General features: G+C 43.6%; 25 protein-coding genes. 8 read left to right on the forward strand and 17 right to left on the reverse strand.

The genetic code is table 11. The features are described from left to right. On the reverse strand, positions 1–125 hold a 125-nt coding region (locus ABYB02_RS05810; RefSeq protein WP_372761540.1), incomplete at its 3' end, for a CinA family protein. A gap of 63 nt (positions 126–188) precedes the next feature. On the opposite strand from ABYB02_RS05810, the gene mutS reads away from it, so the two are divergent. Further along, positions 189–2726 carry a DNA mismatch repair protein MutS gene (gene mutS, locus ABYB02_RS05815; RefSeq protein WP_372761518.1) on the forward strand — a complete coding sequence of 846 codons (2538 nt, stop codon included), beginning with the start codon at positions 189–191 and terminating at the stop codon, positions 2724–2726. 72 nt (positions 2727–2798) lie between these two features. Here the strand turns inward: mutS and rpoS are convergent, their stop codons facing one another. The 11 genes from rpoS to ABYB02_RS05870 form a co-directional block, all read right to left on the reverse strand. Next, a complete protein-coding gene (gene rpoS, locus ABYB02_RS05820) occupies positions 2799–3770 on the reverse strand; it encodes an RNA polymerase sigma factor RpoS (protein ID WP_372761519.1) in 972 nt (323 codons plus the stop codon). A gap of 40 nt (positions 3771–3810) precedes the next feature. Then, entirely contained in the window at positions 3811–4635 is an 825-nt protein-coding gene (locus ABYB02_RS05825) for a peptidoglycan DD-metalloendopeptidase family protein (protein WP_372761520.1), read from the reverse strand. Positions 4636–4676: 41 nt separating this feature from the next. Beyond that, a complete protein-coding gene (locus tag ABYB02_RS05830) occupies positions 4677–5255 on the reverse strand; it encodes a YqaA family protein (protein WP_372761521.1) in 579 nt (192 codons plus the stop codon). A 9-nt stretch (positions 5256–5264) separates the two neighbouring features. Then, positions 5265–5903, reverse strand: coding sequence for a protein-L-isoaspartate(D-aspartate) O-methyltransferase (locus tag ABYB02_RS05835; protein WP_372761522.1), 639 nt, complete (start codon positions 5901–5903; stop codon positions 5265–5267). Then, a complete protein-coding gene (surE, locus tag ABYB02_RS05840; RefSeq protein ID WP_372761523.1) occupies positions 5893–6657 on the reverse strand; it encodes a 5'/3'-nucleotidase SurE in 765 nt (254 codons plus the stop codon). Before surE ends, ABYB02_RS05835 begins: the two co-directional genes overlap by 11 nt. Beyond that, positions 6638–7690, reverse strand: a complete 1053-nt coding sequence (gene truD, locus ABYB02_RS05845) for a tRNA pseudouridine(13) synthase TruD (protein WP_372761524.1) — start codon at positions 7688–7690, stop codon at positions 6638–6640. Before truD ends, surE begins: the two co-directional genes overlap by 20 nt. Then, positions 7687–8184 (reverse strand): 2-C-methyl-D-erythritol 2,4-cyclodiphosphate synthase, encoded by a 498-nt coding sequence (gene ispF, locus ABYB02_RS05850; RefSeq protein WP_372761525.1) that lies wholly within the window; start codon positions 8182–8184, stop codon positions 7687–7689. Before ispF ends, truD begins: the two co-directional genes overlap by 4 nt. Then, positions 8181–8882, reverse strand: a complete 702-nt coding sequence (ispD, locus tag ABYB02_RS05855; protein ID WP_372761526.1) for a 2-C-methyl-D-erythritol 4-phosphate cytidylyltransferase — start codon at positions 8880–8882, stop codon at positions 8181–8183. Before ispD ends, ispF begins: the two co-directional genes overlap by 4 nt. A gap of 1 nt (position 8883) precedes the next feature. Continuing rightward, positions 8884–9162, reverse strand: a complete 279-nt coding sequence (gene ftsB / locus ABYB02_RS05860; RefSeq protein ID WP_372761527.1) for a cell division protein FtsB — start codon at positions 9160–9162, stop codon at positions 8884–8886. 48 nt (positions 9163–9210) lie between these two features. Beyond that, entirely contained in the window at positions 9211–9798 is a 588-nt protein-coding gene (locus ABYB02_RS05865) for a hypothetical protein (RefSeq protein WP_372761541.1), read from the reverse strand. A 236-nt stretch (positions 9799–10034) separates the two neighbouring features. After that, a complete protein-coding gene (locus ABYB02_RS05870) occupies positions 10035–10514 on the reverse strand; it encodes a DUF2947 domain-containing protein (protein WP_372761528.1) in 480 nt (159 codons plus the stop codon). A gap of 60 nt (positions 10515–10574) precedes the next feature. Here ABYB02_RS05870 and ABYB02_RS05875 point away from each other — a divergent pair, with 60 nt between their 5' ends. From ABYB02_RS05875 to ABYB02_RS05885, 3 genes are read left to right on the forward strand one after another with little or no spacing between them, the layout of a single operon-like run. After that, the gene (locus ABYB02_RS05875) at positions 10575–10799 is read left to right on the forward strand and encodes a DUF1653 domain-containing protein (RefSeq protein ID WP_372761529.1); all 225 of its coding nucleotides are present in this window, start codon (positions 10575–10577) and stop codon (positions 10797–10799) included. A gap of 59 nt (positions 10800–10858) precedes the next feature. After that, positions 10859–11704, forward strand: coding sequence for an AAA family ATPase (locus ABYB02_RS05880; RefSeq protein ID WP_372761530.1), 846 nt, complete (start codon positions 10859–10861; stop codon positions 11702–11704). 1 nt (position 11705) lies between these two features. After that, positions 11706–12893: a VWA domain-containing protein gene (locus ABYB02_RS05885; RefSeq protein ID WP_372761531.1), complete on the forward strand. Its 1188-nt coding sequence runs from the start codon at positions 11706–11708 to the stop codon at positions 12891–12893. A gap of 315 nt (positions 12894–13208) precedes the next feature. Here ABYB02_RS05885 and ABYB02_RS05890 read toward each other — a convergent pair whose 3' ends face one another. From ABYB02_RS05890 to tkt, 5 genes are all read right to left on the reverse strand, one after another. Beyond that, on the reverse strand, positions 13209–13598 hold the full coding sequence (locus tag ABYB02_RS05890; RefSeq protein WP_372761532.1) for a hypothetical protein: 390 nt from the start codon (positions 13596–13598) through the stop codon (positions 13209–13211). A 341-nt stretch (positions 13599–13939) separates the two neighbouring features. Beyond that, positions 13940–15112, reverse strand: coding sequence for an NRAMP family divalent metal transporter (locus ABYB02_RS05895; protein WP_372761542.1), 1173 nt, complete (start codon positions 15110–15112; stop codon positions 13940–13942). Positions 15113–15320: 208 nt separating this feature from the next. Continuing rightward, positions 15321–15677: a ribosome hibernation-promoting factor, HPF/YfiA family gene (gene hpf / locus ABYB02_RS05900; protein ID WP_372761533.1), complete on the reverse strand. Its 357-nt coding sequence runs from the start codon at positions 15675–15677 to the stop codon at positions 15321–15323. A 201-nt stretch (positions 15678–15878) separates the two neighbouring features. After that, a complete protein-coding gene (locus ABYB02_RS05905; RefSeq protein ID WP_372761534.1) occupies positions 15879–16193 on the reverse strand; it encodes a pyrimidine/purine nucleoside phosphorylase in 315 nt (104 codons plus the stop codon). Between the two features lie 715 nt (positions 16194–16908). Further along, positions 16909–18900 carry a transketolase gene (tkt, locus tag ABYB02_RS05910; RefSeq protein WP_372761535.1) on the reverse strand — a complete coding sequence of 664 codons (1992 nt, stop codon included), beginning with the start codon at positions 18898–18900 and terminating at the stop codon, positions 16909–16911. Positions 18901–19201: 301 nt separating this feature from the next. Between tkt and metK the strand changes: the two genes are divergently transcribed. The 4 genes from metK (at position 19202) to rpiA (ending at position 22392) form a co-directional block, all read left to right on the forward strand. Continuing rightward, the gene (gene metK / locus ABYB02_RS05915) at positions 19202–20353 is read left to right on the forward strand and encodes a methionine adenosyltransferase (RefSeq protein ID WP_372761536.1); all 1152 of its coding nucleotides are present in this window, start codon (positions 19202–19204) and stop codon (positions 20351–20353) included. A gap of 156 nt (positions 20354–20509) precedes the next feature. After that, entirely contained in the window at positions 20510–21067 is a 558-nt protein-coding gene (locus tag ABYB02_RS05920; RefSeq protein WP_372761537.1) for a hypothetical protein, read from the forward strand. A 22-nt stretch (positions 21068–21089) separates the two neighbouring features. Next, positions 21090–21686 (forward strand): 5-formyltetrahydrofolate cyclo-ligase, encoded by a 597-nt coding sequence (locus ABYB02_RS05925; protein WP_372761538.1) that lies wholly within the window; start codon positions 21090–21092, stop codon positions 21684–21686. A 52-nt stretch (positions 21687–21738) separates the two neighbouring features. Then, positions 21739–22392 carry a ribose-5-phosphate isomerase RpiA gene (rpiA, locus tag ABYB02_RS05930; protein ID WP_372761539.1) on the forward strand — a complete coding sequence of 218 codons (654 nt, stop codon included), beginning with the start codon at positions 21739–21741 and terminating at the stop codon, positions 22390–22392. The last annotated feature ends 3 nt before the right edge of the window (positions 22393–22395 follow it).

Consider the following 22395-nt stretch of genomic DNA (forward strand, 5'->3'; position numbering starts at 1 on the left):
AGCGCATAACTGACGCCCCCGCCAGTACATGATTCAGCGGTAGTGATCCATAAGCGTTTATCCGTTAAAATAGCGCCTAATTGCGCAGCAAGTGTTTTAATCTCTTGATGTAATTCCATATTCAGCCTTTGGGTAAATACAGGTCGTTTGATCTTTATGCACCACACACTATAAAACAACAAACCCCTATGATGCAGCAGTATCTAAAAATAAAATCAGAGCATCGCGATATTTTATTGTTTTATCGCATGGGCGATTTTTATGAGCTGTTTTTTGACGACGCAAAGCGGGCGGCACAATTACTCGATATTTCGCAAACCCAGCGCGGTAAAGCCGGCGGCGATCCTATTCCTATGGCGGGTGTCCCTTATCATGCGGTAGAAAACTACCTAGCGCGCTTAGTGCAAATGGGCGAATCGGTGGCTATATGTGAACAAATTGGCGACCCAGCAACCAGTAAAGGCCCGGTAGAGCGTAAAGTCGTGCGCATTGTTACCCCAGGTACTATTTCTGATGAAGCCTTACTGCAAGAGCGCCAAGATAACTTGCTGACCAGTGTGTGGCAAAATAACAAAGGCACCTATGGTATAGCCTATCTCGATATTAACTCAGGGCGTTTTAACATTGTTGAGGTCAATACCGACGAGGCATTTACCTCTACCATTCAACGTTTAGCCCCCGCCGAATTACTGTATAGCGAACGCTTTGACAATGTTCACTTAATTGAGCACATCAAGGGTGCGCGCCGTCGCCCTGAATGGGAATTTGATTTAGACACCGCACAGCATCTGCTCTGCGAGCAGTTTGGCACCAAAGATTTAGTCGGTTTTGGGGTTGATAAAGCGCACTGTGCCTTAGTGGCCGCAGGCTGTTTAATGCAATATGTCAAAGACACACAGCGTATTGCCCTGCCGCACATTCGCGCGATTACCCTTGAGCACAACGAGCATGCCGTCATATTAGATGCCGCCACTCGGAAAAACTTAGAGCTGACGGTTAACTTATCGGGCGGATTCGAAAATACCTTAGCGCAGGTGCTGGATAAAACCGCCACCGCCATGGGCTCGCGCCTGCTTAAGCGCCGTATTCATACTCCCGTGCGCAATAAAGATGAGCTTAATTCGCGCTTAAATGCCATTAGCGCTATTTTAGACGCACAGCTGTGTGGTGAGCTACATCAATCATTAAAAGAGATTGGCGATGTAGAGCGAGTTATTGCACGTTTAGCGCTATGCACGGCGCGCCCTCGCGATTTAACTCGCCTACGCAGCGCCTTACAAGCTTTAGCTCCTTTGCATAGCTTATTAGCTGATGCAAACGATGCCCGTATTGCGAATATTATTAAACACTCGCCCGAACTGCCTGAATTGCAAGCACTGCTGGAGCGTGCCGTAATCGACAACCCACCGGTGCTTATTCGCGATGGTGGAGTAATTGCACCGGGTTATAATAGTGAATTGGATGAATGGCGTAATTTAAGTAAAGGCGCCACCGACATACTGGAGCAGCTAGAACAACGCGAACGTGAACGTACCGGCATAAGTACACTTAAAATTGGCTATAACCGTGTGCATGGCTTCTTTATTGAAGTAAGCCGCGCTAACTCACATTTAGTCCCCGCTGATTACATTCGCAGACAAACACTAAAAAATAATGAACGCTACATCATCCCTGAGCTCAAAGAACACGAAGACAAAGTGCTGGGCAGCCAGTCAAAAGCGCTGGCGCTGGAAAAACAACTCTACGAAGAACTGTTTAGCTTTATTGCGCCGCATATTGAGCAACTGCAAATTATGGCCGCTGCGTTGGCCGATTTAGACGTATTAAATAACTTAGCTGAGCGGGCACAAGCACTGAATTATACCAAGCCTGAATTGTGCGATAACGATAATATCAGCATTCAACAAGGCCGCCACCCAGTGGTTGAGCAAGTAATGAAAGAACCCTTTATTGCCAACCCAGTAGAGTTAAATAGTCAGCGTAAAATGCTTATTATTACCGGCCCTAACATGGGGGGTAAATCCACCTATATGCGTCAAACTGCGCTTATTGTGCTGATGGCTCATATGGGTAGTTACGTTCCTGCCGATAGCGCGAAAATAGGCAATATTGACCGTATATTTACGCGAATCGGCGCCAGCGACGATTTAGCATCGGGACGTTCTACTTTCATGGTGGAAATGACCGAAACCGCCACAATATTAAATAACGCCACGGCACAATCTTTGGTGTTGATGGATGAAATTGGTCGTGGCACTAGTACCTACGATGGCTTATCGCTGGCGTACGCAACGGCCGATCATTTAGCGTCAAAAATCTGTGCAAAAACCTTATTTGCCACCCACTACTTTGAGTTAACAGAACTTGCAGAGCAAACTGCAGGCCTAGTTAACGTGCACCTTGATGCCATAGAGCATAACGACACCATTGCCTTTATGCATACCGTACTTGATGGCGCTGCCAGTAAAAGCTTTGGGTTACAAGTTGCCGCCCTTGCGGGTGTGCCAAAAGCGGTTATTGCACAAGCAAAACAAAAGCTTACGTTACTTGAAAACCATCAAAGTGTGACCTCATCTAGTGTTGAGCAACAGGCATTTAGTTTTACTGAGCAAGCACAGCACAGTCAGCCCTCAGAGGTAGAAGAGCAGCTAACGGCTATCGATCCAGATAACTTAACACCGCGCCAAGCCCATGATTTGCTGTATAAATTAAAAGCGTTACTGTAACTCATAACCGCAGGCATAAAAAAAGCTGAAGGGTAAACGCTTCAGCTTTTGTACACATGGATGTGTTACTTATTACGAAAATTGTGCAAACAAACTGTCGGTGCTGAGCCCTTCTTGTTGCAAAATATCTTTTAAGCGACGCAGCGCTTCCACTTGAATTTGCCTGACTCGCTCGCGAGTTAGGCCTATTTCACGACCCACATCTTCAAGCGTTGACGGCTCATAACCTAATAAACCAAAACGACGCGCAAGCACTTCACGTTGCTTAGGGTTCAGTTCACCTAACCAATCGACAATATGCTTATTCATATCATTATTTTGCACTTCGCCTTCAGGGCCGGCGTTGTTGTCATCGGCGATGATATCCAATAACGCGGTATCGTTTTCACCACCTATAGGCATATCAACCGAAGCTATTTTTTCGTTTAAACGCAGCATTTTAGTGACATCTTCCACCGGCTTATCGAGACAAGCGGCTATTTCTTCTGCGGTGGGTTCATGGTCGAGCTTTTGGGTCAGCTCACGGGCGGTACGCAAGTACACGTTAAGTTCTTTCACCACATGGATCGGTAACCGAATAGTGCGCGTTTGGTTCATAATGGCGCGTTCAATGGTTTGGCGTATCCACCAGGTGGCATAAGTAGAAAAGCGAAAGCCGCGCTCAGGATCAAACTTTTCAACGGCGCGAATAAGCCCCAGGTTACCTTCTTCAATTAAATCAAGTAACGCTAAACCGCGATTGTTATAGCGGCGGGCAATTTTAACCACCAGGCGTAAGTTACTTTCAATCATGCGTTTGCGGGAGGCTTCACAGCCTTTTAAAGATTTGCGCGAAAAAAATACTTCTTCTTCTGCAGTTAATAACGGGGAAAAGCCTATTTCACCTAAATAGAGTTGTGTCGCATCTAGGTTTTTAGTGACTTCCTCTTTGGCAAAGACCTCATCATCCACAGCTTCAAGTAGGGGTGTTGAGTCATCAACAGCAGTATCATCAAACTTATCGTCGGGGATGGTAATTTTATCAACTTTTGCTGCATCAGCCATAAGACTTCTCCTGAGCAAGTTATCAATATATCTTTAATAATTAAGGAAGGTATTTAGTAGGATTTACAGCTTGTCCGCGGTAGCGAATTTCAAAACGAAGTGCCGTTACCGGAGATTCTGAATTACCTATTTCTGCAATTTTTTGTCCTGCCTTAATTTCCTGCTTTTCTTTAACCAGTAGCTTCGAGTTGTGTGCATAGGCACTTAGGTAATCATCATTATGTTTCAAAATAATTAAATTACCGTAGCCTCGAAGCGCATTACCCGCATACACCACAGTTCCTTGTGCGGCGGCTAATACTGCAGCCCCTTTGTTATTAGTAATCTGTAAACCCTTGTAACCATTTTCCTTGTTCGAAAAGCGCCGTGTTATTTTGCCTTCAGCTGGCCAAACCCACTGCACTTTGCTACTCGACAATTGCTTATAGTTACTAATTTTTTTATTGGCTTGTTTTTGAACATACCCTCGTTGTTTAGGCTTATCAAGCTCTTTCTTTGATTTATTGTTATTTTTATGTGAATTTTTTATTGGTTTTTTACTAACTGCGGGCTGTTTTTTTGTCGTTTTTTTAGGCTGCGCTTGGGCTACAAGCGAAATGCTCTGCCCTGGAAAGATGGTATAAGGTGATGGTATTGAATTGTTTTTTGCCAGCGCTCTAAAATCTTGCCCGGCACTAAATGCGATAGAATAAAGTGTATCGCCTTTTTGTACCTTATACGTATCGCCATTTATGTTAATGTTTCTGACATAATCATTAACATCATTATTTAAACTACTCACCGGCGCCGGAACATGCTTTGATGAGCAACCAAACAGCAAAATACTAATAAATAAAGCAACATAAAATTTTATTTGTTTATTCACAGTATTTTGCACCTTTGATTAATAACTCAACTTTATAAAGCTTAGCGTAATAAAATATACGCAACAGCAATTAAAGCAACCACTGCCCAGCCAAGTATTTCAATATATTGACGTAATTTTTTCTCCATTTTAACTCCACCCCATTTCATTAGGGCAGCGACTAAAAAGAAGCGCGCACCGCGTCCTACAGCAGAAGCCACTAAAAATGGCAAAAAGGCCATTTGTAACACCCCAGCGCCTATGGTGAATACTTTGTAGGGAATGGGCGAAAATCCGGCAATAAACACCACCCACACACCATAACTTTTAAACCAATTGAGGGCGACAGCAAACTTATCTTGCCAATGCATCTGGGCAATCAGTGGCTCAACAACCGGCTCAAATAGCCAAAACCCGAGTAAATAGCCAATTATGCCGCCAAATACCGAGGCGATTGTAGTAAAGCTGGCAAAGCGCCATGCTCGGTGTGGTTGTGCCAACGCCATCGGCGCTAGCATGACATCCGGCGGCACTGGGAAAAAAACCGATTCGGCAAAACTCATTGCCGCCAAATAACGCTCTGCATGGCGGTGTTTAGCCCACAGTAGTGCCATATCATATAGCTTAGTAAACAACTTCAAAATGAATTCCTATTCAATATCACCAGGGATGAGGGGAACAAACCTAACCGGAGCAATAACATGCTCGGTAAAGCGCTCACCGTTTCGAATAACCATGACTAGTTTTTGCTGTTGCTCACCAATAGGGGCTAATAACACGCCCCCATCGGCTAGCTGAGCAAGTAATTCTTGTGGAATGTTAGCCGCTGCTGCAGTCACTATAATGCCATCAAACGGCGCTTGTGACTGCCAACCTTGCCAACCATCGCCGTGCTTCATCACCACATTGTATAAATCGAGTTGGTGCAAACGGCGTTTTGCTTGCCATTGCAATGCTTTTATTCGCTCAACTGAGTAAATTTTAGCAAAGCTTTTCGCCAACACGGCGGTTTGGTAACCCGAGCCGGTGCCTATTTCGAGCACTTTATTGCGCACCCCCGCTAAGCGCAGTAGCTCGGTCATGCGAGCCACTATGTAGGGCTGCGAAATTGTTTGTCCCTGCCCGATGGGTAAAGCGGTATTTTGATACGCTTTATGCTGCAGCACATCATCAACAAAAATGTGTCGTGGAATAGTCGCAATAGCCGTTAATACCTGGCTGTCTTCAACGCCTTCGCGCTGTAATAGCTCAGATAATGCTTTTGCGCTGCGATTATAATTAGCCAGCACGATTGATCTCCAAGTCAGCTAACCATTCAGCCACTGCGGGTAAACTTTCTTTGGCCGTCATATCAACACTTAACGGGGTTACTGAAGCGTAGCCGTTGTTAATTGCATAAAAATCGGTGCCCTCGCCGGCATCATTTTCAGGGCCCAGCGATCCGTACCAATAAATATCGCGTCCCCAAGGATCCACTTGTTTCGTCATCGCCTCGGCCTTATGGCGAGCGCCTAAGCGGGTGACCTGCACCCCTTTTAATTCGCTCAAGGGCACATCGGGTACATTGAGATTAATGATTTGATCTTTTGGCAAAGGGTGCGATGCTAACCCTTTAATAATACTCACGGTAACAGCTGCCGCCGTTTCAAAGTGCTCGCCTTGGTGCGAACACAGTGACACCGCAATGGCTGGCAACCCTAAGTATCGCCCTTCAGTTGCCGCAGCCACTGTACCGGAATATAACGTGTCATCGCCTAAATTAGCGCCGTGGTTAATACCGGCTACGACTAAGTCGGGCATCTCCTCCACCAGCTGATTAACGCCTAAATGCACGCAATCTGTGGGAGTGCCATTAACCGATATAAAGCCATTTTCTAACCTAGTTGCTCGTAACGGGTTGAGTAACGTGAGTGAGTTACTCGCGCCACTGCAATTACGGTCAGGAGCCACTAAGGTCACCTCTGCAATTTGTGTTAATGCTTGATATAAAACGGCAATTCCTTTGGCACTAACCCCATCGTCGTTACTTAGTAGTATCTTCATTTATGTGTTGTTCCTGTTCTTTTCGCTCACGGGGGCTAGCATCGGTGTAATCCACCAGCTCGCGTAATAACGCCGTTGCAAAACACCCTTTAGGTAAGCCAAACGTGAGTTTTAATGTGTGGGCATCAAGGCTTTCTACCGCTAAATCTTGCGGTATTAAGCGCAGCATTCTGCGCTCATTTTTAAGCCCAAGCTCGCCTAAGCCATCGCACCAGAGTTGGTAAGGCTTAAGCCATATTTTTTCTTGTTCGGTGAGGCCTTTTTCGCTTTTGCCCACCATAGGCGCCGATAACATAATATCGCCTGAGGCCAAACGAGCAATGTTTTCGTCGCTAATCTCATCTTCAAAAAAGGCATTACTACCACTGAGCATAAACACTTCACGATGCATGGTTTTCGCAAGGCCATGCTCGGCCACACGCAAACTGACTATTTGATTAAATACATGCGAACGCGCGGCTGAAATGATAATACCGCGCAGTTTTTTATCGCGAATACGCTCGCCGGCAAACATTTTTTCGGCCATGACTAGGTTGTGCCCGTCGCGACCAAAACGTTGCTCACCAAAGTAGTTAGGCACTCCACTGCGCACCGCATTAATGCGACATAAAATATCCAGTGGCTCAGTTACGTTACGTAACGTAATGGTAAACTTATTGCCTTTATGACACCCGGTACGTAATTTACGCTCGTGGCGCTGCTGCGCAATAATAAACACACTTTCGCTATTGAGCTCGGTAAAATCTATGTGCTTTTTAATTGGCACCTTTACGCTAAACCACTGTGAACACACGCCGTGGCGATCTTTCATGCCCGCGTAACTTACGTCGCGGGGTGACACTCCCGCTTTTTGCGCAATTAACTTAGCCACATACTGAGTGTTTTCACCTTTTTTCACCACTTGTAAACACACATGCTCGCCACTGCCAGTAAACTCTATGCCTAGGTCTTCATCCACCATAAAGTCTTCTGCGCTGGTTTTAAAGTCGGCTTTAGACAAAGGGGCGCCGTATAAATAATTTAATTCGCTCATGCGTGTTGTTGACTCATCGACTCTTGCTTCATAATAACCACCGCGTGACTCGAAATACCTTCTTTACGCCCTTCAAAGCCTAGCTTTTCGGTGGTGGTGGCTTTAACGTTGATCTGCGACAGCTCGCACTTTAAGTCTCTTGCCAAATTTGTTCGCATCGCCTGAATGTGCGGCAACATTTTTGGTGCCTGAGCCACTATGGTTACATCGGCATTACCAAGCACATAACCCTGCTCTGCGGCGAGTGCAATAACATGGCGTAATAAAATACGGCTGTCGATATTTTCGTATTCACTGGCGGTATCGGGAAAATGTTTACCTATATCCCCCAGTGCCAATGCCCCTAAAATAGCATCACATAGGGCATGAATAGCAACATCACCGTCGGAGTGCGCTAAAAAGCCTTGTGGGTAATCAATTTTTTCGCCGCAGATGGTTAAAGGCCCTTGGCCTCCAAATTTATGTACGTCAAAACCATGGCCTATACGAATCATAATGCACTCTCGTTATGTTGTTTATGCAGTAAAAATCCTGCTAAAGCTAAATCTTCTGGGGTGGTAATTTTAATATTATCGCTACGCCCTGCTACCAATTTTACCGGTTTATTAGCCCACTCCATTGCACTGGCTTCATCAGTAATGATTGCGCCACTGGTTAACGCATTTTGCAATGCTGTTTTGAGCTCTTCATATTTGAACAGTTGCGGAGTGAGTGCTTGCCATAAGTCGTCACGAGGAACGGTTTGCGCTACATAATCGTGGCCGCGTTTTATGGTGTCTTTAACTTTACTGGCTAAAATACCGCCCTGATCGGCACGGATGCAGGTATTTATCAGGGTGTTTATATCGTTAATGCATACCAGCGGTCGAGCTGCATCATGCACTAATACCCACTGGGGAGGATTGGGGGCTAAATAAAGTAAGCTGTTTAGCACTGAATCGGCACGCTCTTTGCCACCACTGGCGCGAACAATACGCGAGTCTATATGCGGCAAATCTGCAAAGTAAGGATCGCTATCACTGACAGCCACCACTATGCTAGTTAAGGCTGGTAACGCTGCTAGTTTGGTGAGCGTGTGCTCTAAAATAGTTTTACCAGCAAGTTGAATATATTGTTTCGGTGCATTGTGCTGCATGCGGCTGCCAACACCGGCAGCGGGCACAATGGCGGCAATGGTTAGTGTATTTGTCATATTATTGTTTGGCTGGTAAAACACGAATAAATGTTTCACCCTCTTTTATCATTCCTAATTCGTTACGCGCACGCTCTTCAATGCCTTCATGACCCAACTTTAAGTCTTCTATATCGGCGGTTAATACTTTATTGCGTTTAATTAGCTTTTCGTTGGTTTGTTGGTGTGATGCCACGGCACTTTTTAGCCGAGTATAGTCTTGTACGCCATTATGACCAAACCATAATCGATACTGTAAAAAAAGTGCTAAGCACAATAAAACAACTTGAAAAAATCGCATTTAACACTCCTTATCTTTTTGTAAATACACGCTGCGTTGTTAGCAAAATTACGCAATAGGGCGTTTTACATTTCGCCAGTTTATATTCCCTGCAAGCAGCATCTCTCGTAATGATAAAACTCGCGGTAAACAACGCTTCGAAAATAACCACTGATGCCCACAACAGGCTGCGGTAAACGCTAACTTACTCGGCTTTAACAGCTGTGCCTCGGGTTGCTCTAGTCCATGTCCGGCAAAATCAAACCAGCCTAACTCATTACAATGCAGTTTATTGTCGCTTACTTGGTCAAGGCTGTCTATTCTAACGCAAATTTGCTCATCACTGCGGATTAAAACTGGAATTATTAGCCCTGCTTTGGCGTTTTTTTGATAAAAAAGTTCATTTGCGGCTGTGTTTATCTCGGGGGGAGTGGGCTTTTGTTTAGCCAGCCAAGTACCGTTTTGTGGATCAAGGTTAAATGGCGAGTCGGCATCGATCACTAACGTTGCGGCGCGCTCTATGTAATAAGGTAAGCTTTTTAATTGCCGCCGTAGCCTGTCTGCATCGGGCTCAGCTACCAAGCGCTGTACCTCACGCTGATAAAATGCGTTACATAATTGGGCATACAGTACTTTTTTTGTATCAGTTTGCCACATATCAACTTGCTGTTGCTCACCCAGTGGCGGTTTATTTGCTGCCAATCACTATACTCAAAAACACGGTAGGTAGTATTTTATAACACAGCGGTGCATAATTTTTAAGCGTTGATTAGAGCGTATTCTCTCGCTGAAACGTGACCTTGGTTGAAGTTAACCGCGCATGCTCAGCGAGTTAAGCCTGTACCTGCAACAACGCGCGCAACTTAAATAGGTCGTTAGCACGCGTGAACTGTTTATGCGCTCGGCTTTTCACCAAGCTTAGCAATGCCGTTTTCTAAAAACTGCACCACCGTATTTCGCTTTTTACCGATTAATAAACTGCCGTCGGCTAAAAACATAAAGTTTTGCCAGTTACGTTTAAACACAGCGAAGGTCGTTTCGATAATATTATCGCGTGCCATACAAAAATAAACCGTGGTATTGGCTTGCCAATCTAAGTGCGCTAAAATTTCTTCGGGTGGTTGCTCATCCCCATTTTCCCACGCATCTTGCCAATTAACCTGTTGGCTAAACGTTTCTTCTTGACCACACCAGTCTGTTTTATCAAAAAAATCGGGGTGATCAAACTCGCGGCTCACCATAGTGGTCCACAGTACTGCGGCGCGTTCATGGCTCATGGGTTTTATTTGCGCTAAATCTTGCTCCGGGACGGGCAAGTCTTTGTGGCGAAAAACCCACGCTTTTTTGTAATCATCTAACTGAATATAGTTCATAGTATTTGCTATAGTGTTTGGCATATTAAAAGCGAACGCCATTATACAAGAGAAAGCAGTATGACTACAGCCCTAAAACCCGGATTATACCAGCACTACAAAGGCCCACAATACAAAGTACTTTATGTTGCTACGCACAGCGAAACTCACGAGCAACTGGTTATTTATCAAGCGCTGTATGGTGAGTTTGGTATTTGGGCTCGCCCCCTTAGTATGTTTAACGAAACCGTAAACATAGACGGGCAAACACTCCCGCGCTTTGCCTACCTTGGAGCCGCCGATTAACTGTGGCATGATAGTGGTATAAAAACTCATCAGACCTGTGACAAAAAGAAGGTAGTAACGTGCAATTTAATTCAACCGACAATTACATCGCAAGCTCCGCGCTTAAACAAGCCGTAAACGCCGCTATTATGCTGGAAAAGCCACTATTAATTAAAGGTGAACCGGGTACGGGTAAAACCATGCTGGCCGAAGAGTTGGCAAAAAGTTTAGATACCGAACTGATCCAGTGGCACATTAAGTCGACCACCAAAGCCCAGCAAGGCTTGTATGAATACGACGCGGTATCGCGCCTACGCGACAGCCAACTTGGTGATGAACGCGTTCATAATATTAGTAATTACATCGTTAAAGGTAAGTTGTGGCAAGCGTTTACCTATGCAGAGCAACACAATAAACGCCCAGTATTACTGATTGATGAAATAGACAAAGCCGATATTGAGTTTCCAAATGATTTACTGCTTGAGCTCGATAAAATGGAGTTTCATGTTTACGAAACCGGCGAGCGCATTGTCGCTAAACAACGCCCCATTGTGATCATCACTTCAAATAACGAAAAAGAACTGCCCGACGCATTTTTACGCCGCTGTTTTTTCCACTACATTGATTTTCCATCGAGCGACGAAATGCAGCAAATTATTGACGTGCACTACCCTCACGTTAAGCAAGATTTAGTACGCCAAGCACTGGAAGTGTTTTTTAACTTACGTAACGCCAATGGCCTAAAAAAGAAACCGTCTACCAGTGAATTACTTGATTGGCTAAAGCTGTTAATGGCCGAAGATATAGACGCCAAAACACTGCATGATAAAAGCCAAAAAGGCGGCTTAATGCCGATGTTTGGCGCACTGCTTAAAAACGAGCAAGACATTAGCTTAATCGAAAAACTTGCGTTTATGAGCCGCTAACATGTTAGTACAGTTTTTTTTCACGCTACGTAAATACCGCTTACCGGTGAGTTTACGTGAGCTACTTGATTTAATTAACGCCTTAAAACAAGGCGTTATATTTGCCGATGTGGACGCGTTTTATTACTTAGCCCGCACTATTATGGTAAAAGACGAAACTCACTTTGACCGTTTTGATAAAGCCTTTAGTGACTACTTTAGTGGTATTGCCGACCTCGACTTACTCGAAAGCTTAAAACAGCAGCATAACCTACCGCAAGATTGGCTACGTAAAGAGTTTGAAAAGCACCTCAGCGAGGAAGAAAAAGCGCAACTTAAAGCCATGGGTGGGCTCGACGAGCTAATGAAAACGCTAAAACAGCGCTTAGAGGAGCAACAAAAGCGCCATGCGGGCGGTAACAAGTGGGTTGGCACCGGTGGCACCTCACCATTTGGCGCGTATGGTTATAACCCCGAGGGCGTACGTATCGGCCAAGATGGCAACCGCAACCGTCGCGCGGTCAAAGTATGGGATAAACGCGAATACCGAAATTTAGATTCCGACCGTGAAATTGGCTCGCGCACCATTAAACTGGCGCTTAAAAAGCTGCGTAAATTTGCTCGCACGGGCGCAAGCGACACGCTGGATTTAAACGAAACCATACGTGCCACAGCGAAACAAGGCGGCATGCTCGATGTAAAAATGGCTCCCGAACGCCATAATGCAGTAAAAGTACTGATGCTGTTTGATATTGGCGGCTCAATGGATGACTACATTCATACCTGCGAAGAGTTATTTAGCGCCGCGCACAGCGAATTTAAGCATTTAGAGTTTTACTACTTTCATAACTGCTTATATGAGCACGTGTGGCAAGACAACCAACGCCGCCACTCAAACGTTATCGACACCATGACACTAATAAATAAGTTCACTAGCGACTACAAGGTCATTTTTGTTGGCGATGCCACTATGGGCCCATACGAAATCGCCTACCCCGGTGGCTCGGTAGAGCATTACAACGAAGAGCCCGGCAGTGCGTGGTTACAACGTATAACCCACCACTTTGATAAGGTGGCGTGGCTAAACCCACAACCGCTAGAGCACTGGCCGTACTATCAATCGATTGGCTTTATCAAAGAGCTAATGGATAACCGTATGTACCCACTGAGTTTAGATGGCATTAGTAAAGCGATAAAAGAGCTGAGTTAATATTGCTATTAATGCCAGCTCAAAGCCCTAGCAGGTAAATGTTAAACCTAATATGGGAGTGACTTTTTTACGTTGCTTGAGGTGGCTTGGGCTGAGGTAGCTTGAGTAGAGGTAGTTTGAGTAAAGCGCATCGAAACCCAACGAAAAAAGGCTGCATCAATCAACCTAGGCGTTTTGCATTATCAATTGGCAGAAAAGCGCCATTTTCTGACATTGGTAACGCCTCGTTAAGAGGCGAAAAATTGTTGGCTAAAATTAGTGACGAAGGAGCAAAAGCCAACTGTTTTTTGTCCTTTTAAACGACTTGTTAGCATTCTATAGCGGAACTCTCAATAAAGGCATAGAAATACCAAAATATGAAGCAACCCAATATACAAGCATGATTGAAAAACCAATAGTTAAAGTAGAAATGCCTCTAAAAAGAGTATTTCTAATTTGGGACTTTCTTTCCATTCGATTAATCAAGTTTTCTTCATCTGTCAGAGATTGGTATTGAGTATATAGAGAGCTATATGACTGTAATACTTGGCTACTGAATGATTTATCAGCAGGATCACTCAAAGAATTATTTAGCTTTTGCTCGAAGTGTTGCAGCGTTCCAAACTCTTCTTTTTTAAAACTCAGCATTCGTCTCGTTGTATGATGCAGGGAAGATAGACCTTCTCCAAGCGATAGTTTTGTTTTTGGCGAGCCACCGTAAGACATATATTTTCCTTGAATGCTAACAATTTAATAGTGCGCTCATCGCGTATATTTCTGCCGACTTAACGCTCATTTATCTACTTTATATAGTTTTAACAAATTACCTAAGGCATTACTATCACTAAGTTTTCTAAAGTTTTTAGGTAAAGTTAAATAAACCAATATGCGCGCGTCGCTCATTTTCATGAATATATTCGCAAAGAGCAGTTTGGCCAATCAATTAACGATGATATTTAGCTAACCTCAATGACCGCTTTTCGCTCACTGCTGACTATCTACGGTGTTTCACCTAGCACCTCGAACCTGAAACCTGAAACCTGAAACCTGAAACCTCGCACCTTAAATTACATCATCATCCACACTACAAACGCTATTGAAAAGCCGGCTAAATAAACTAAGCCAAGCCAACTTAGGCTTTTTAGCATTAAACCGTGTTGAATTGTCGGCTCTGAACGCACTAAGCTAAAGTTAAGCCAAGCAAAAACTGGGGTGGTGATAAACGACAAGGTCATGGCAAAGGTGAGCATGGGACCAAGGGCTGATTTAAAAAACAAAATAACCGCCATACCAGCAAGTGCTTGCAGTATTAGCCAGCCATTTAAACTGTGCTTTGATTGCTTAAACCCCAGTAACTTATGCGATTCGTTTAGCGTGCGGGCATAACCATCAAGCACCGTGAGTGTGGTGCCAAACATACACAAAAACGCGATGGCTGATACCAATGGCCGTGCCCATTCACCGATAGTAAGTGCATACATATCGATAAGCTGTTTTGCAAAAGCCACACCACCCAGTTCAATATTGCTGCTCTGCCCGTATTGTACTAATACACCCAAACTAAAAAACACCAGAGCTAACCCTGCGGTTAACCAGTAGCCCACATTAAAATCGAATAAGCCTTGGCGTTTAGTTACGGTTTGCTGAGTTTGTTTTTCTTTTAGCCACAACGAGCTTAGTGCCGATATTTCGATAGGCGCCGGCATCCAGCCCATTAATGCCACCATAAAGCTCAGCATGGCTAATTCATAGGGTGAAGGGCCTACGTAATCTGCAGGCGCCATAGGGCCATTGCTAAAGGCGATAGCCAGCGCAATTAAAGTCGCTAAGGTAAGTAGCCCCATTATACCCTTTGAAACATTATCTAGCGCTTTAAAGTGACCCAGCAACAAGATTGTTAAACACACCCCCAGCAATATCCAGCACAGTATGGTTACTTCAATAACAACTGGTAAAGCGTAATGCAATAAACTGGCGGTAAGCAGTAACACCCCTGCAGTGTTAACTATCGCAGCAACAATATTTAAGCCAATGAAGCTATAAAAATACAGCGGGCCCTTGTTTTTATAGCCTTCAACTAAGCTTTTTTGGGTGGCTAGCGTGTATTCCATACCAAAACGAAAAAATGGGTATTTTAATACGTTTACTACCAGAATTAGCCAAAATAACTGCCAACCAAATATGGCGCCGGCTTGTGTTGAGGCCACTAAGTGCGATCCCCCAATTGCGGCGGTTGCCATTAAAATTCCGGGGCCTAACGCATTTAAACGAGCTTGCCAATTTGATACTGCTGAGTGCATGCCAATACTTATTATTTGTTTTTAATATTAAGTAAGTTACATAACAATGACAGAAAATGAAAGGTGAAAAAAATTTAAAAATGCGGAGCGAGCGAAGCCGATTATGTGGGGGTTTAGGCCCTAGTAATTAGGGCCTAAAATCTGAAATTTAACGAAGATCCATTTCTTGAATGATCTCGTGAGCAATTTCCGGAGTGGTGCTTTCAGGCTTTTCATGCAGTTTTGCTTTGATTAGCCCTTTACGATGTTTGAGTGACGTATCTAGTTTTTTGGCGGCACTACTAATTGCAGGGTATAGCACTTCGTCTTCACCCTTAACCGATATACGCGCACCTTCGTACGTGGTGCTGATCTCTGCTTGAAGTTTTTTGTGATCTTTTGAAAGAATAATATCGAGCGAAATCAAAGATGGAAAATGATTCGCTATTTTTGAAAACTTTTCGTTTACGTGCTCTCTAATTGAATCAGTAACGTCAACATGGTGACCGGTAAGATTAATTTTCATTTTATATCCTTTTATGAGTTACTTCATAGTTAGTATTGGGGGCAATAAGAATTAACACAAGGATAAATGTAACTATTTAGGTAATTATTTGTTACCAACGCTATTTAAGCGCGCGGATTGCGCATTATATATGCAAAAACCCGCGTCATACGGGCTTTTCAAGCGGTTAAATTATAAGCTAATTATAGCGATTGATAGCTATTAATCGCTGTACGAGCAGCAATAATCGGCAAAATCGGTTACTTTTACTTTAAAACTCACGTTTGCATCAACATTAAATGATTCACCCGCATTAAAAGTTTGCCACTCAGTTGCACCCGGCAATAAAATATCCCACTGCCCTGCTAATAATTCCATGCATTCTTTTTGCTTGGTGTCGAACACAAACTCACCTGGCTGCATAAAGCCTAATGTTTTGGCTTCGCCGTCTCCTAGTAGTACAGTGCGGCTAGATACTTTGCCATCAAAATACACATTGGCTTTTTTAATTACGCTGACGTTCTCGAACTTGGGCATATTAACTCCTGCTGTTAATTTATAATTTTGTTACCGCCACAGTGCCTGATACCTAAAAACCTTGCAAGTTAAGCGCTGTGAAAATTACTCATCTAAAAGTTAAAAGGTGAAAGGTGAAAGGTGAAAGACTTTATGGGAAATATGCTTTGAGCAACGGGCTACGAGTCTCGAACAGATCTTTTAGTGCTTATGCACAAAAAGACCTATGAGGTGCTTCGCTTTGCAGAAGTAATCAAACAACTAAATTGATTTTGTAATCTGGGTTTTATGTATCCTCATTTTCTTCTCATTCGCTTCTCTGTGTGCAAATAAATTTTTAATGATTTATGCACAAAGCGAGCTATGAGGTGCTGCGCTTTACAGAAGTGATCAAACAACTAAATTGATTTTGTAATCTGGGTTTTATGTATCCTCATTTTCTTCTCATTCGCTTCTCTGTATGCAAATAAATTTTTAATGATTTATGCACAAAGCGGGCTAAGAGACGCTGCGCTTTACAGAAGTAATCAAACAACTAAATTGATTTTGTAATGTGGGTTTTATATTTCATCATTTTCTTCTCATTCACTTCTCTGTGTGCAAATAAATTTTTAATGATTTATGCACAAAGCGAGCTAAGAGACACTGCGCTTTAGAGCAAGTGATAAAAGTAGAAGTTATAAAAAAGCCCGCGCTGTGTAACACAGCGCGGGCTTGAATAGGTGCAAGCAATTAATTAAAACAATGCGTTTGCTTTATTAACTACATTTTCTACGGTAAAGCCAAAGAACTCAAACAGCTCGTTAGCCGGTGCTGACTCACCAAAGGTGGTCATGCCCACTACAGCGCCATTTAAGCCAACGTACTTGTACCAGTAGTCAGCAATACCGGCTTCAATCGCTACGCGACGTGAAACGCTGGCTGGTAATACGCTTTCTTTATACTCGGCGCTTTGCATTTCAAATACATCGGTACATGGCATTGACACAACACGTACTTTTTTGCCTTGCTTACGCAGCTCTGCCGCTGAGTCTTGTGCTAGTTGCACCTCAGAACCGGTAGCAATTAAAATGAGCTCTGGGTTGCCGTCACAGCTAAGGATGTAGCCGCCCTTTTTAACATCAGCTAATTGCTCTGCATTACGTGCTTGTTGCTCTAAGCCTTGGCGCGTAAAAATAAGCGATGTAGGACCGTCTTTGCGTTCAATTGCTTGTTGCCATGCAATTGCCGACTCAACTTGGTCACACGGACGCCAGTTATTTAAATTAGGCGTTAAACGCATGCTGGCAATTTGCTCTACAGGTTGGTGAGTTGGGCCATCTTCACCTAAGCCAATTGAATCGTGCGTGTATACAAAAATGCTTGGTTGCTTCATTAATGCCGCCATACGTACCGCGTTACGGGCGTATTCCATAAACATTAAGAAAGTAGCACCGTAAGGAATAAAGCCTTTATGTAGCGCAATACCGTTCATAATTGCCGACATACCAAATTCACGTACGCCGTAGTAAATGTAGTTACCGCTTGCATCGTCTGCTGTTAAGCCTTTAGAGCCATCCCAAATTGTTAAGTTTGAGCCTGCTAAATCGGCAGAGCCACCCATAAATTCTGGTAACAATGGACCAAATGCGTTTAAGGCATTTTGTGATGCTTTACGTGATGCCGGATTTGCCGGGTTTGCTTGAAGTTGCTCAATGTACGCTTGTGATTTTTCTGCCCAATCAGCAGGTAAATCTGAATTGGTACGACGTTTGTATTCTGCTGCAAGCTCTGGGTATGCTTTTTCGTAAGCGGCAAATTTCTCGTCCCAGCTTGCTTCAAGCTGTTGGCCTTTTTCTTTTGCATCCCACTGAGCGTAAATGTCGGCAGGAATTTCAAATGCATCACCGGTCCAACCTAAGAACTCGCGAGAGGCTTTAATTTCGTCATCACCTAGTGGTGCACCGTGACAGTCATGGCTACCCGACTTATTCGGTGAACCGTAACCTATTACTGTTTTACAACAAATAAGGGTTGGCTTATCAGTAACGCTCTTAGCTTCTGCAATTGCAGCACTTACTGCATCACTGTTGTGACCATCAACATCACTAATAACATGCCAGCCGTACGCTTTAAAACGCGCAGGGGTATCGTCGCTAAACCAGCCTTCTACTTCACCGTCGATTGAAATGCCGTTGTCATCCCAAAATGCCACTAACTTGCCTAGGCCTAAAGTACCTGCAAGCGAACACGCTTCATGAGAAATACCTTCCATTAAACAGCCATCACCTAAAAATGCATAGGTGTGGTGATCAACAATGTCGTGGCCTTCACGGTTAAACTGAGCAGCCAATGCTTTTTCAGCAATTGCCATACCTACCGCGTTGGTGATCCCTTGCCCTAATGGCCCGGTTGTCGTTTCAATACCTGGTGCATAGCCATACTCAGGGTGACCCGGTGTTTTTGAATGCATTTGACGGAAGTTTTTAATTTCGTCCAGTGGTAAGTCGTAGCCACTTAGGTGCAATAGAGAATAAATAAGCATTGAACCGTGGCCGTTTGAGAGAATAAATCGATCTCGGTCAGCCCACTCTGGATTAGTTGGGTTATGCTTTAGATAATCGCGCCATAATACTTCTGCGATATCTGCCATGCCCATAGGGGCTCCAGGGTGACCAGATTTGGCCTTTTGTACTGCGTCCATTGACAAGACACGAATAGCATTTGCAAGTTCTTTGCGAGATGGCATGAATTCTCCTACCTTTATATTTTTTGCGCGGGTATTTATATATTCGATTGTAACCCAAGTAACTTGAGTATTGGTATGTGCTCCATTCTTACTTATTGTAGGGGCGGTGTGCAATTAAAAACCCATAAAAATAGCGCATTATGAATATATTTTGAGAACGAAAAGTGCTCAGTAATTTTATTTAGCCGTCTAGGCGTAAAAACACTATGCAAGGTGAGTTGTTTTCGATAAAATGCGCCCCTTAATTTTTAAGCGCTAATACCGACGTTTGTGAAGCGCAATATTTGTGAGCAGAAATACAATGGCAAAACATTTATTTACTTCTGAATCTGTTTCTGAAGGTCATCCGGATAAAATCGCCGATCAAATCTCTGATGCGGTACTTGATGCAATCCTAGAGCAAGATTCTCATGCCCGTGTTGCATGCGAAACTTACGTTAAAACCGGTATGGTCATGGTTGGTGGTGAAATCACTACTAGCGCATGGGTTGATATCGAAGAAATTACACGTAAAACGGTTCGTGAAATTGGCTACACACATTCAGATATGGGTTTTGATGCCGATTCATGTGCAATTTTAAACACCATTGGTAAACAGTCTCCAGACATTAACCAAGGTGTAGACCGTACCAGCCCTGAAGAGCAAGGCGCTGGCGACCAAGGTCTAATGTTTGGTTACGCATGTAACGAAACAGAAGTGCTAATGCCTGCACCTATCACTTACTCACACCGCTTAGTACAGCGCCAAGCGCAAGTTCGTAAAAGTGGTGAGCTTAACTGGTTACGCCCAGATGCAAAATCGCAAGTGACGTTTGCCTACGAAAACGGTAAACCGGTCGCTATTGATGCCGTTGTTTTATCTACACAGCATGATGAAGACATTGCACAAAACGATTTAATCGAAGCAGTAATGGAAACCATTATTAAGCCGGTACTCCCTGCTGAATTAATTTCATCTGCAACTAAGTTTTTCATTAACCCTACAGGTCGCTTTGTAATTGGCGGACCTATGGGTGATTGTGGTTTAACAGGTCGTAAAATCATTGTAGATACTTACGGTGGTATGGCGCGTCACGGTGGTGGTGCGTTCTCTGGTAAAGATCCATCAAAAGTTGACCGCTCAGCAGCGTACGCTGCACGTTATGTTGCTAAAAACATTGTAGCGGCTGGCCTTGCTGACAAGTGTGAACTACAAGTGTCTTACGCCATTGGTGTTGCAGAGCCAACCTCAATTAGCGTTGAAACATTTGGCACCGGTAAACTAGAAGAAGCACGTTTAATTGAACTTATTCGTGAACACTTCGACCTACGCCCTTATGGCTTGATCCAAATGCTAGATCTTGAGCGCCCAATTTACCTACCAACAGCGGCTTACGGCCACTTTGGTCGTGATGAGTTCCCATGGGAGCGCACTGACAAAGCTGACGCACTTCGCGCAGCTGCAGGCCTATAATAAGCCTGCTGAGTATTTGCAAAATTAACGGCCCTTTTTAAGGGTCGTTTTTATATCTGCAGTTTATTTATTAGCCCAAGAACAATAAATCACCCTCGAATTGTTTTACACTTTCGGTATATACTCGTTTCATTATAGACGCTTAGGGATTTTAGAATGGCCGACAACTTTCGAGTTATTTTTGTAGGGTTAGCAGAAGGTATTGATAGCAGGGCCACCAAAGCAACATTGGCGGCTAAATTAAATACCTCAGAACAAAAAATAGCCCAGTTTTTTAGTGGTAAAACGCTATTCGTACCAAGCAATAAAGATAAAGCGTTAAAACAAAGCAAACTGCTGGCAAGTTTAGGCATACAAAGTAAACTACAAGCCGTCTCAACAGCCGCAACAGCCGCGGTTAATAAATTACCCGACTCGCAAAAAACGCTACGTGATGAACGTATTTTCGATGCACTCGACTATATTACTAGCAGCCTGATTCGCCTTGAAGAAAAACTCGAAGAGCTTGAGCAACGCTTACCCGAAATCGAAGTAACAGCAATGGCCGATGAACACATAGAATGGCAAGACGATGATCTGATGCTCGATGACGATCTGCTCACTCCGCTGAAAAAGCGCAGCAATGTGTTGTTATATGCTTTGACTGCAACTGTAGTCACTTTATTGGCATTATTAGCTGTTTATTTAACCAACCCTAATTTATTCACTTTTTAATTTTCAGGAGTGAACCACAAAAATGAGCAATAAACGTGCGATGATCAGACAATCAATCCGTAATGCACGCAATAGTTTATCTCTAAGCCAACAAAAAAGTGCAGCTGAAGCACTAAAAGTGAATTTTACTCAACACTTAAATAGCACAAATAATAGTAAAAAAGCGCATATCGCACTTTATTTAAGTAATGATGGTGAACTAGATACCTCACTGTTAATTAATGAGTTATGGGATAAAGGCCATGCCCTTTACCTGCCCGTTATTCACCCTTTCAATGGCGCTAACTTACTATTTCAGCGTTATGAAAAAAACTCACCCATGAAGGCAAATCGCTATGGTATCTTGGAACCTAAGCTCAATTGTACTCAAATATGCCCGTTACCAATGCTTGATTACCTACTGATGCCGTTAGTGGCATTTGATAACCAAGGGAATCGCTTAGGAATGGGGGGTGGGTTTTACGATAGAACATTGGCACGGTTACACCAGCAACACTGGCAAAAACCACAACTTATTGGTTTAGCACATGACTGCCAAAAAGTAGCTTCTTTACCTATCGAATCGTGGGATGTGCCGCTAAAAACGATTATTACCCCGAATAAAACATACTCTTGGTAACACACCGTGTTATATACCCTGAGACATTTTTGACATAAATGAGCATACAACAATGACACAAGATGAATTAAAAAAAGCCGCTGCTTGGGCTGCGTTACAGTTTGTAAAAGAAGGCACCATAGTGGGTGTGGGCACGGGCTCAACCGTGAATCATTTTATTGATGCCTTAGGCTCAGTAAAAGACACCATTAAAGGCGCCGTTTCAAGCTCAGAAGCGTCAACAGCACGTTTAAAAGCACTGGGCATTGAAGTGTTTGAACTTAACGATGTAGACACGCTTGATGTGTATGTCGATGGTGCAGACGAAATCAATAATAGCAATGAAATGATTAAAGGCGGCGGTGCAGCCCTTACCCGCGAAAAAATTGTTGCAGCGGTGGCAAAACAGTTTGTGTGTATTGTTGATGATACAAAGTTAGTCGATACCTTAGGGGAATTTCCACTGCCGGTAGAAGTTATTCCTATGGCACGCAGCTATGTAGCACGCGAATTATTAAAACTAGGCGGCGATCCGGTTTACCGTCAAGGCGTAGTGACCGATAACGGCAACGTTATTTTAGATGTACACAATTTAAAAATTACCCAAGCTAAACAACTTGAAACACAAATTAATCAAATTGTTGGCGTAGTTACCAACGGCCTATTCGCAGAGCGTGGCGCTGATAAAGTGATTATCGGCACTAAAAATGGGCCACAAATTAAATAGGAT

The organism is Pseudoalteromonas sp., from assembly GCF_041613455.1.
Lineage (GTDB): Bacteria > Pseudomonadota > Gammaproteobacteria > Enterobacterales > Alteromonadaceae > Pseudoalteromonas.

Bases quoted from the DNA above. Each gene is read 5' to 3' on its own strand.
- ABYB02_RS05885 (WP_372761531.1), top strand. From the start codon at position 11,706: ATGTTAGTACAGTTTTTTTTCACGCTACGTAAATACCGCTTACCGGTG.
- metK (WP_372761536.1), top strand. From the start codon at position 19,202: ATGGCAAAACATTTATTTACTTCTGAATCTGTTTCTGAAGGTCATCCG.
- ispD (WP_372761526.1), bottom strand. From the start codon at position 8,882: ATGACAAATACACTAACCATTGCCGCCATTGTGCCCGCTGCCGGTGTT.
- mutS (WP_372761518.1), top strand. From the start codon at position 189: ATGATGCAGCAGTATCTAAAAATAAAATCAGAGCATCGCGATATTTTA.
- ABYB02_RS05920 (WP_372761537.1), top strand. From the start codon at position 20,510: ATGGCCGACAACTTTCGAGTTATTTTTGTAGGGTTAGCAGAAGGTATT.
- ABYB02_RS05875 (WP_372761529.1), top strand. From the start codon at position 10,575: ATGACTACAGCCCTAAAACCCGGATTATACCAGCACTACAAAGGCCCA.
- ABYB02_RS05925 (WP_372761538.1), top strand. From the start codon at position 21,090: ATGAGCAATAAACGTGCGATGATCAGACAATCAATCCGTAATGCACGC.
- ftsB (WP_372761527.1), bottom strand. From the start codon at position 9,162: ATGCGATTTTTTCAAGTTGTTTTATTGTGCTTAGCACTTTTTTTACAG.
- surE (WP_372761523.1), bottom strand. From the start codon at position 6,657: ATGAAGATACTACTAAGTAACGACGATGGGGTTAGTGCCAAAGGAATT.
- tkt (WP_372761535.1), bottom strand. From the start codon at position 18,900: ATGCCATCTCGCAAAGAACTTGCAAATGCTATTCGTGTCTTGTCAATG.
- rpoS (WP_372761519.1), bottom strand. From the start codon at position 3,770: ATGGCTGATGCAGCAAAAGTTGATAAAATTACCATCCCCGACGATAAG.
- ABYB02_RS05905 (WP_372761534.1), bottom strand. From the start codon at position 16,193: ATGCCCAAGTTCGAGAACGTCAGCGTAATTAAAAAAGCCAATGTGTAT.
- ABYB02_RS05895 (WP_372761542.1), bottom strand. From the start codon at position 15,112: ATGGCAACCGCCGCAATTGGGGGATCGCACTTAGTGGCCTCAACACAA.
- ispF (WP_372761525.1), bottom strand. From the start codon at position 8,184: ATGATTCGTATAGGCCATGGTTTTGACGTACATAAATTTGGAGGCCAA.
- ABYB02_RS05890 (WP_372761532.1), bottom strand. From the start codon at position 13,598: ATGTCTTACGGTGGCTCGCCAAAAACAAAACTATCGCTTGGAGAAGGT.
- hpf (WP_372761533.1), bottom strand. From the start codon at position 15,677: ATGAAAATTAATCTTACCGGTCACCATGTTGACGTTACTGATTCAATT.
- ABYB02_RS05870 (WP_372761528.1), bottom strand. From the start codon at position 10,514: ATGAACTATATTCAGTTAGATGATTACAAAAAAGCGTGGGTTTTTCGC.
- ABYB02_RS05865 (WP_372761541.1), bottom strand. From the start codon at position 9,798: ATGTGGCAAACTGATACAAAAAAAGTACTGTATGCCCAATTATGTAAC.
- rpiA (WP_372761539.1), top strand. From the start codon at position 21,739: ATGACACAAGATGAATTAAAAAAAGCCGCTGCTTGGGCTGCGTTACAG.
- truD (WP_372761524.1), bottom strand. From the start codon at position 7,690: ATGAGCGAATTAAATTATTTATACGGCGCCCCTTTGTCTAAAGCCGAC.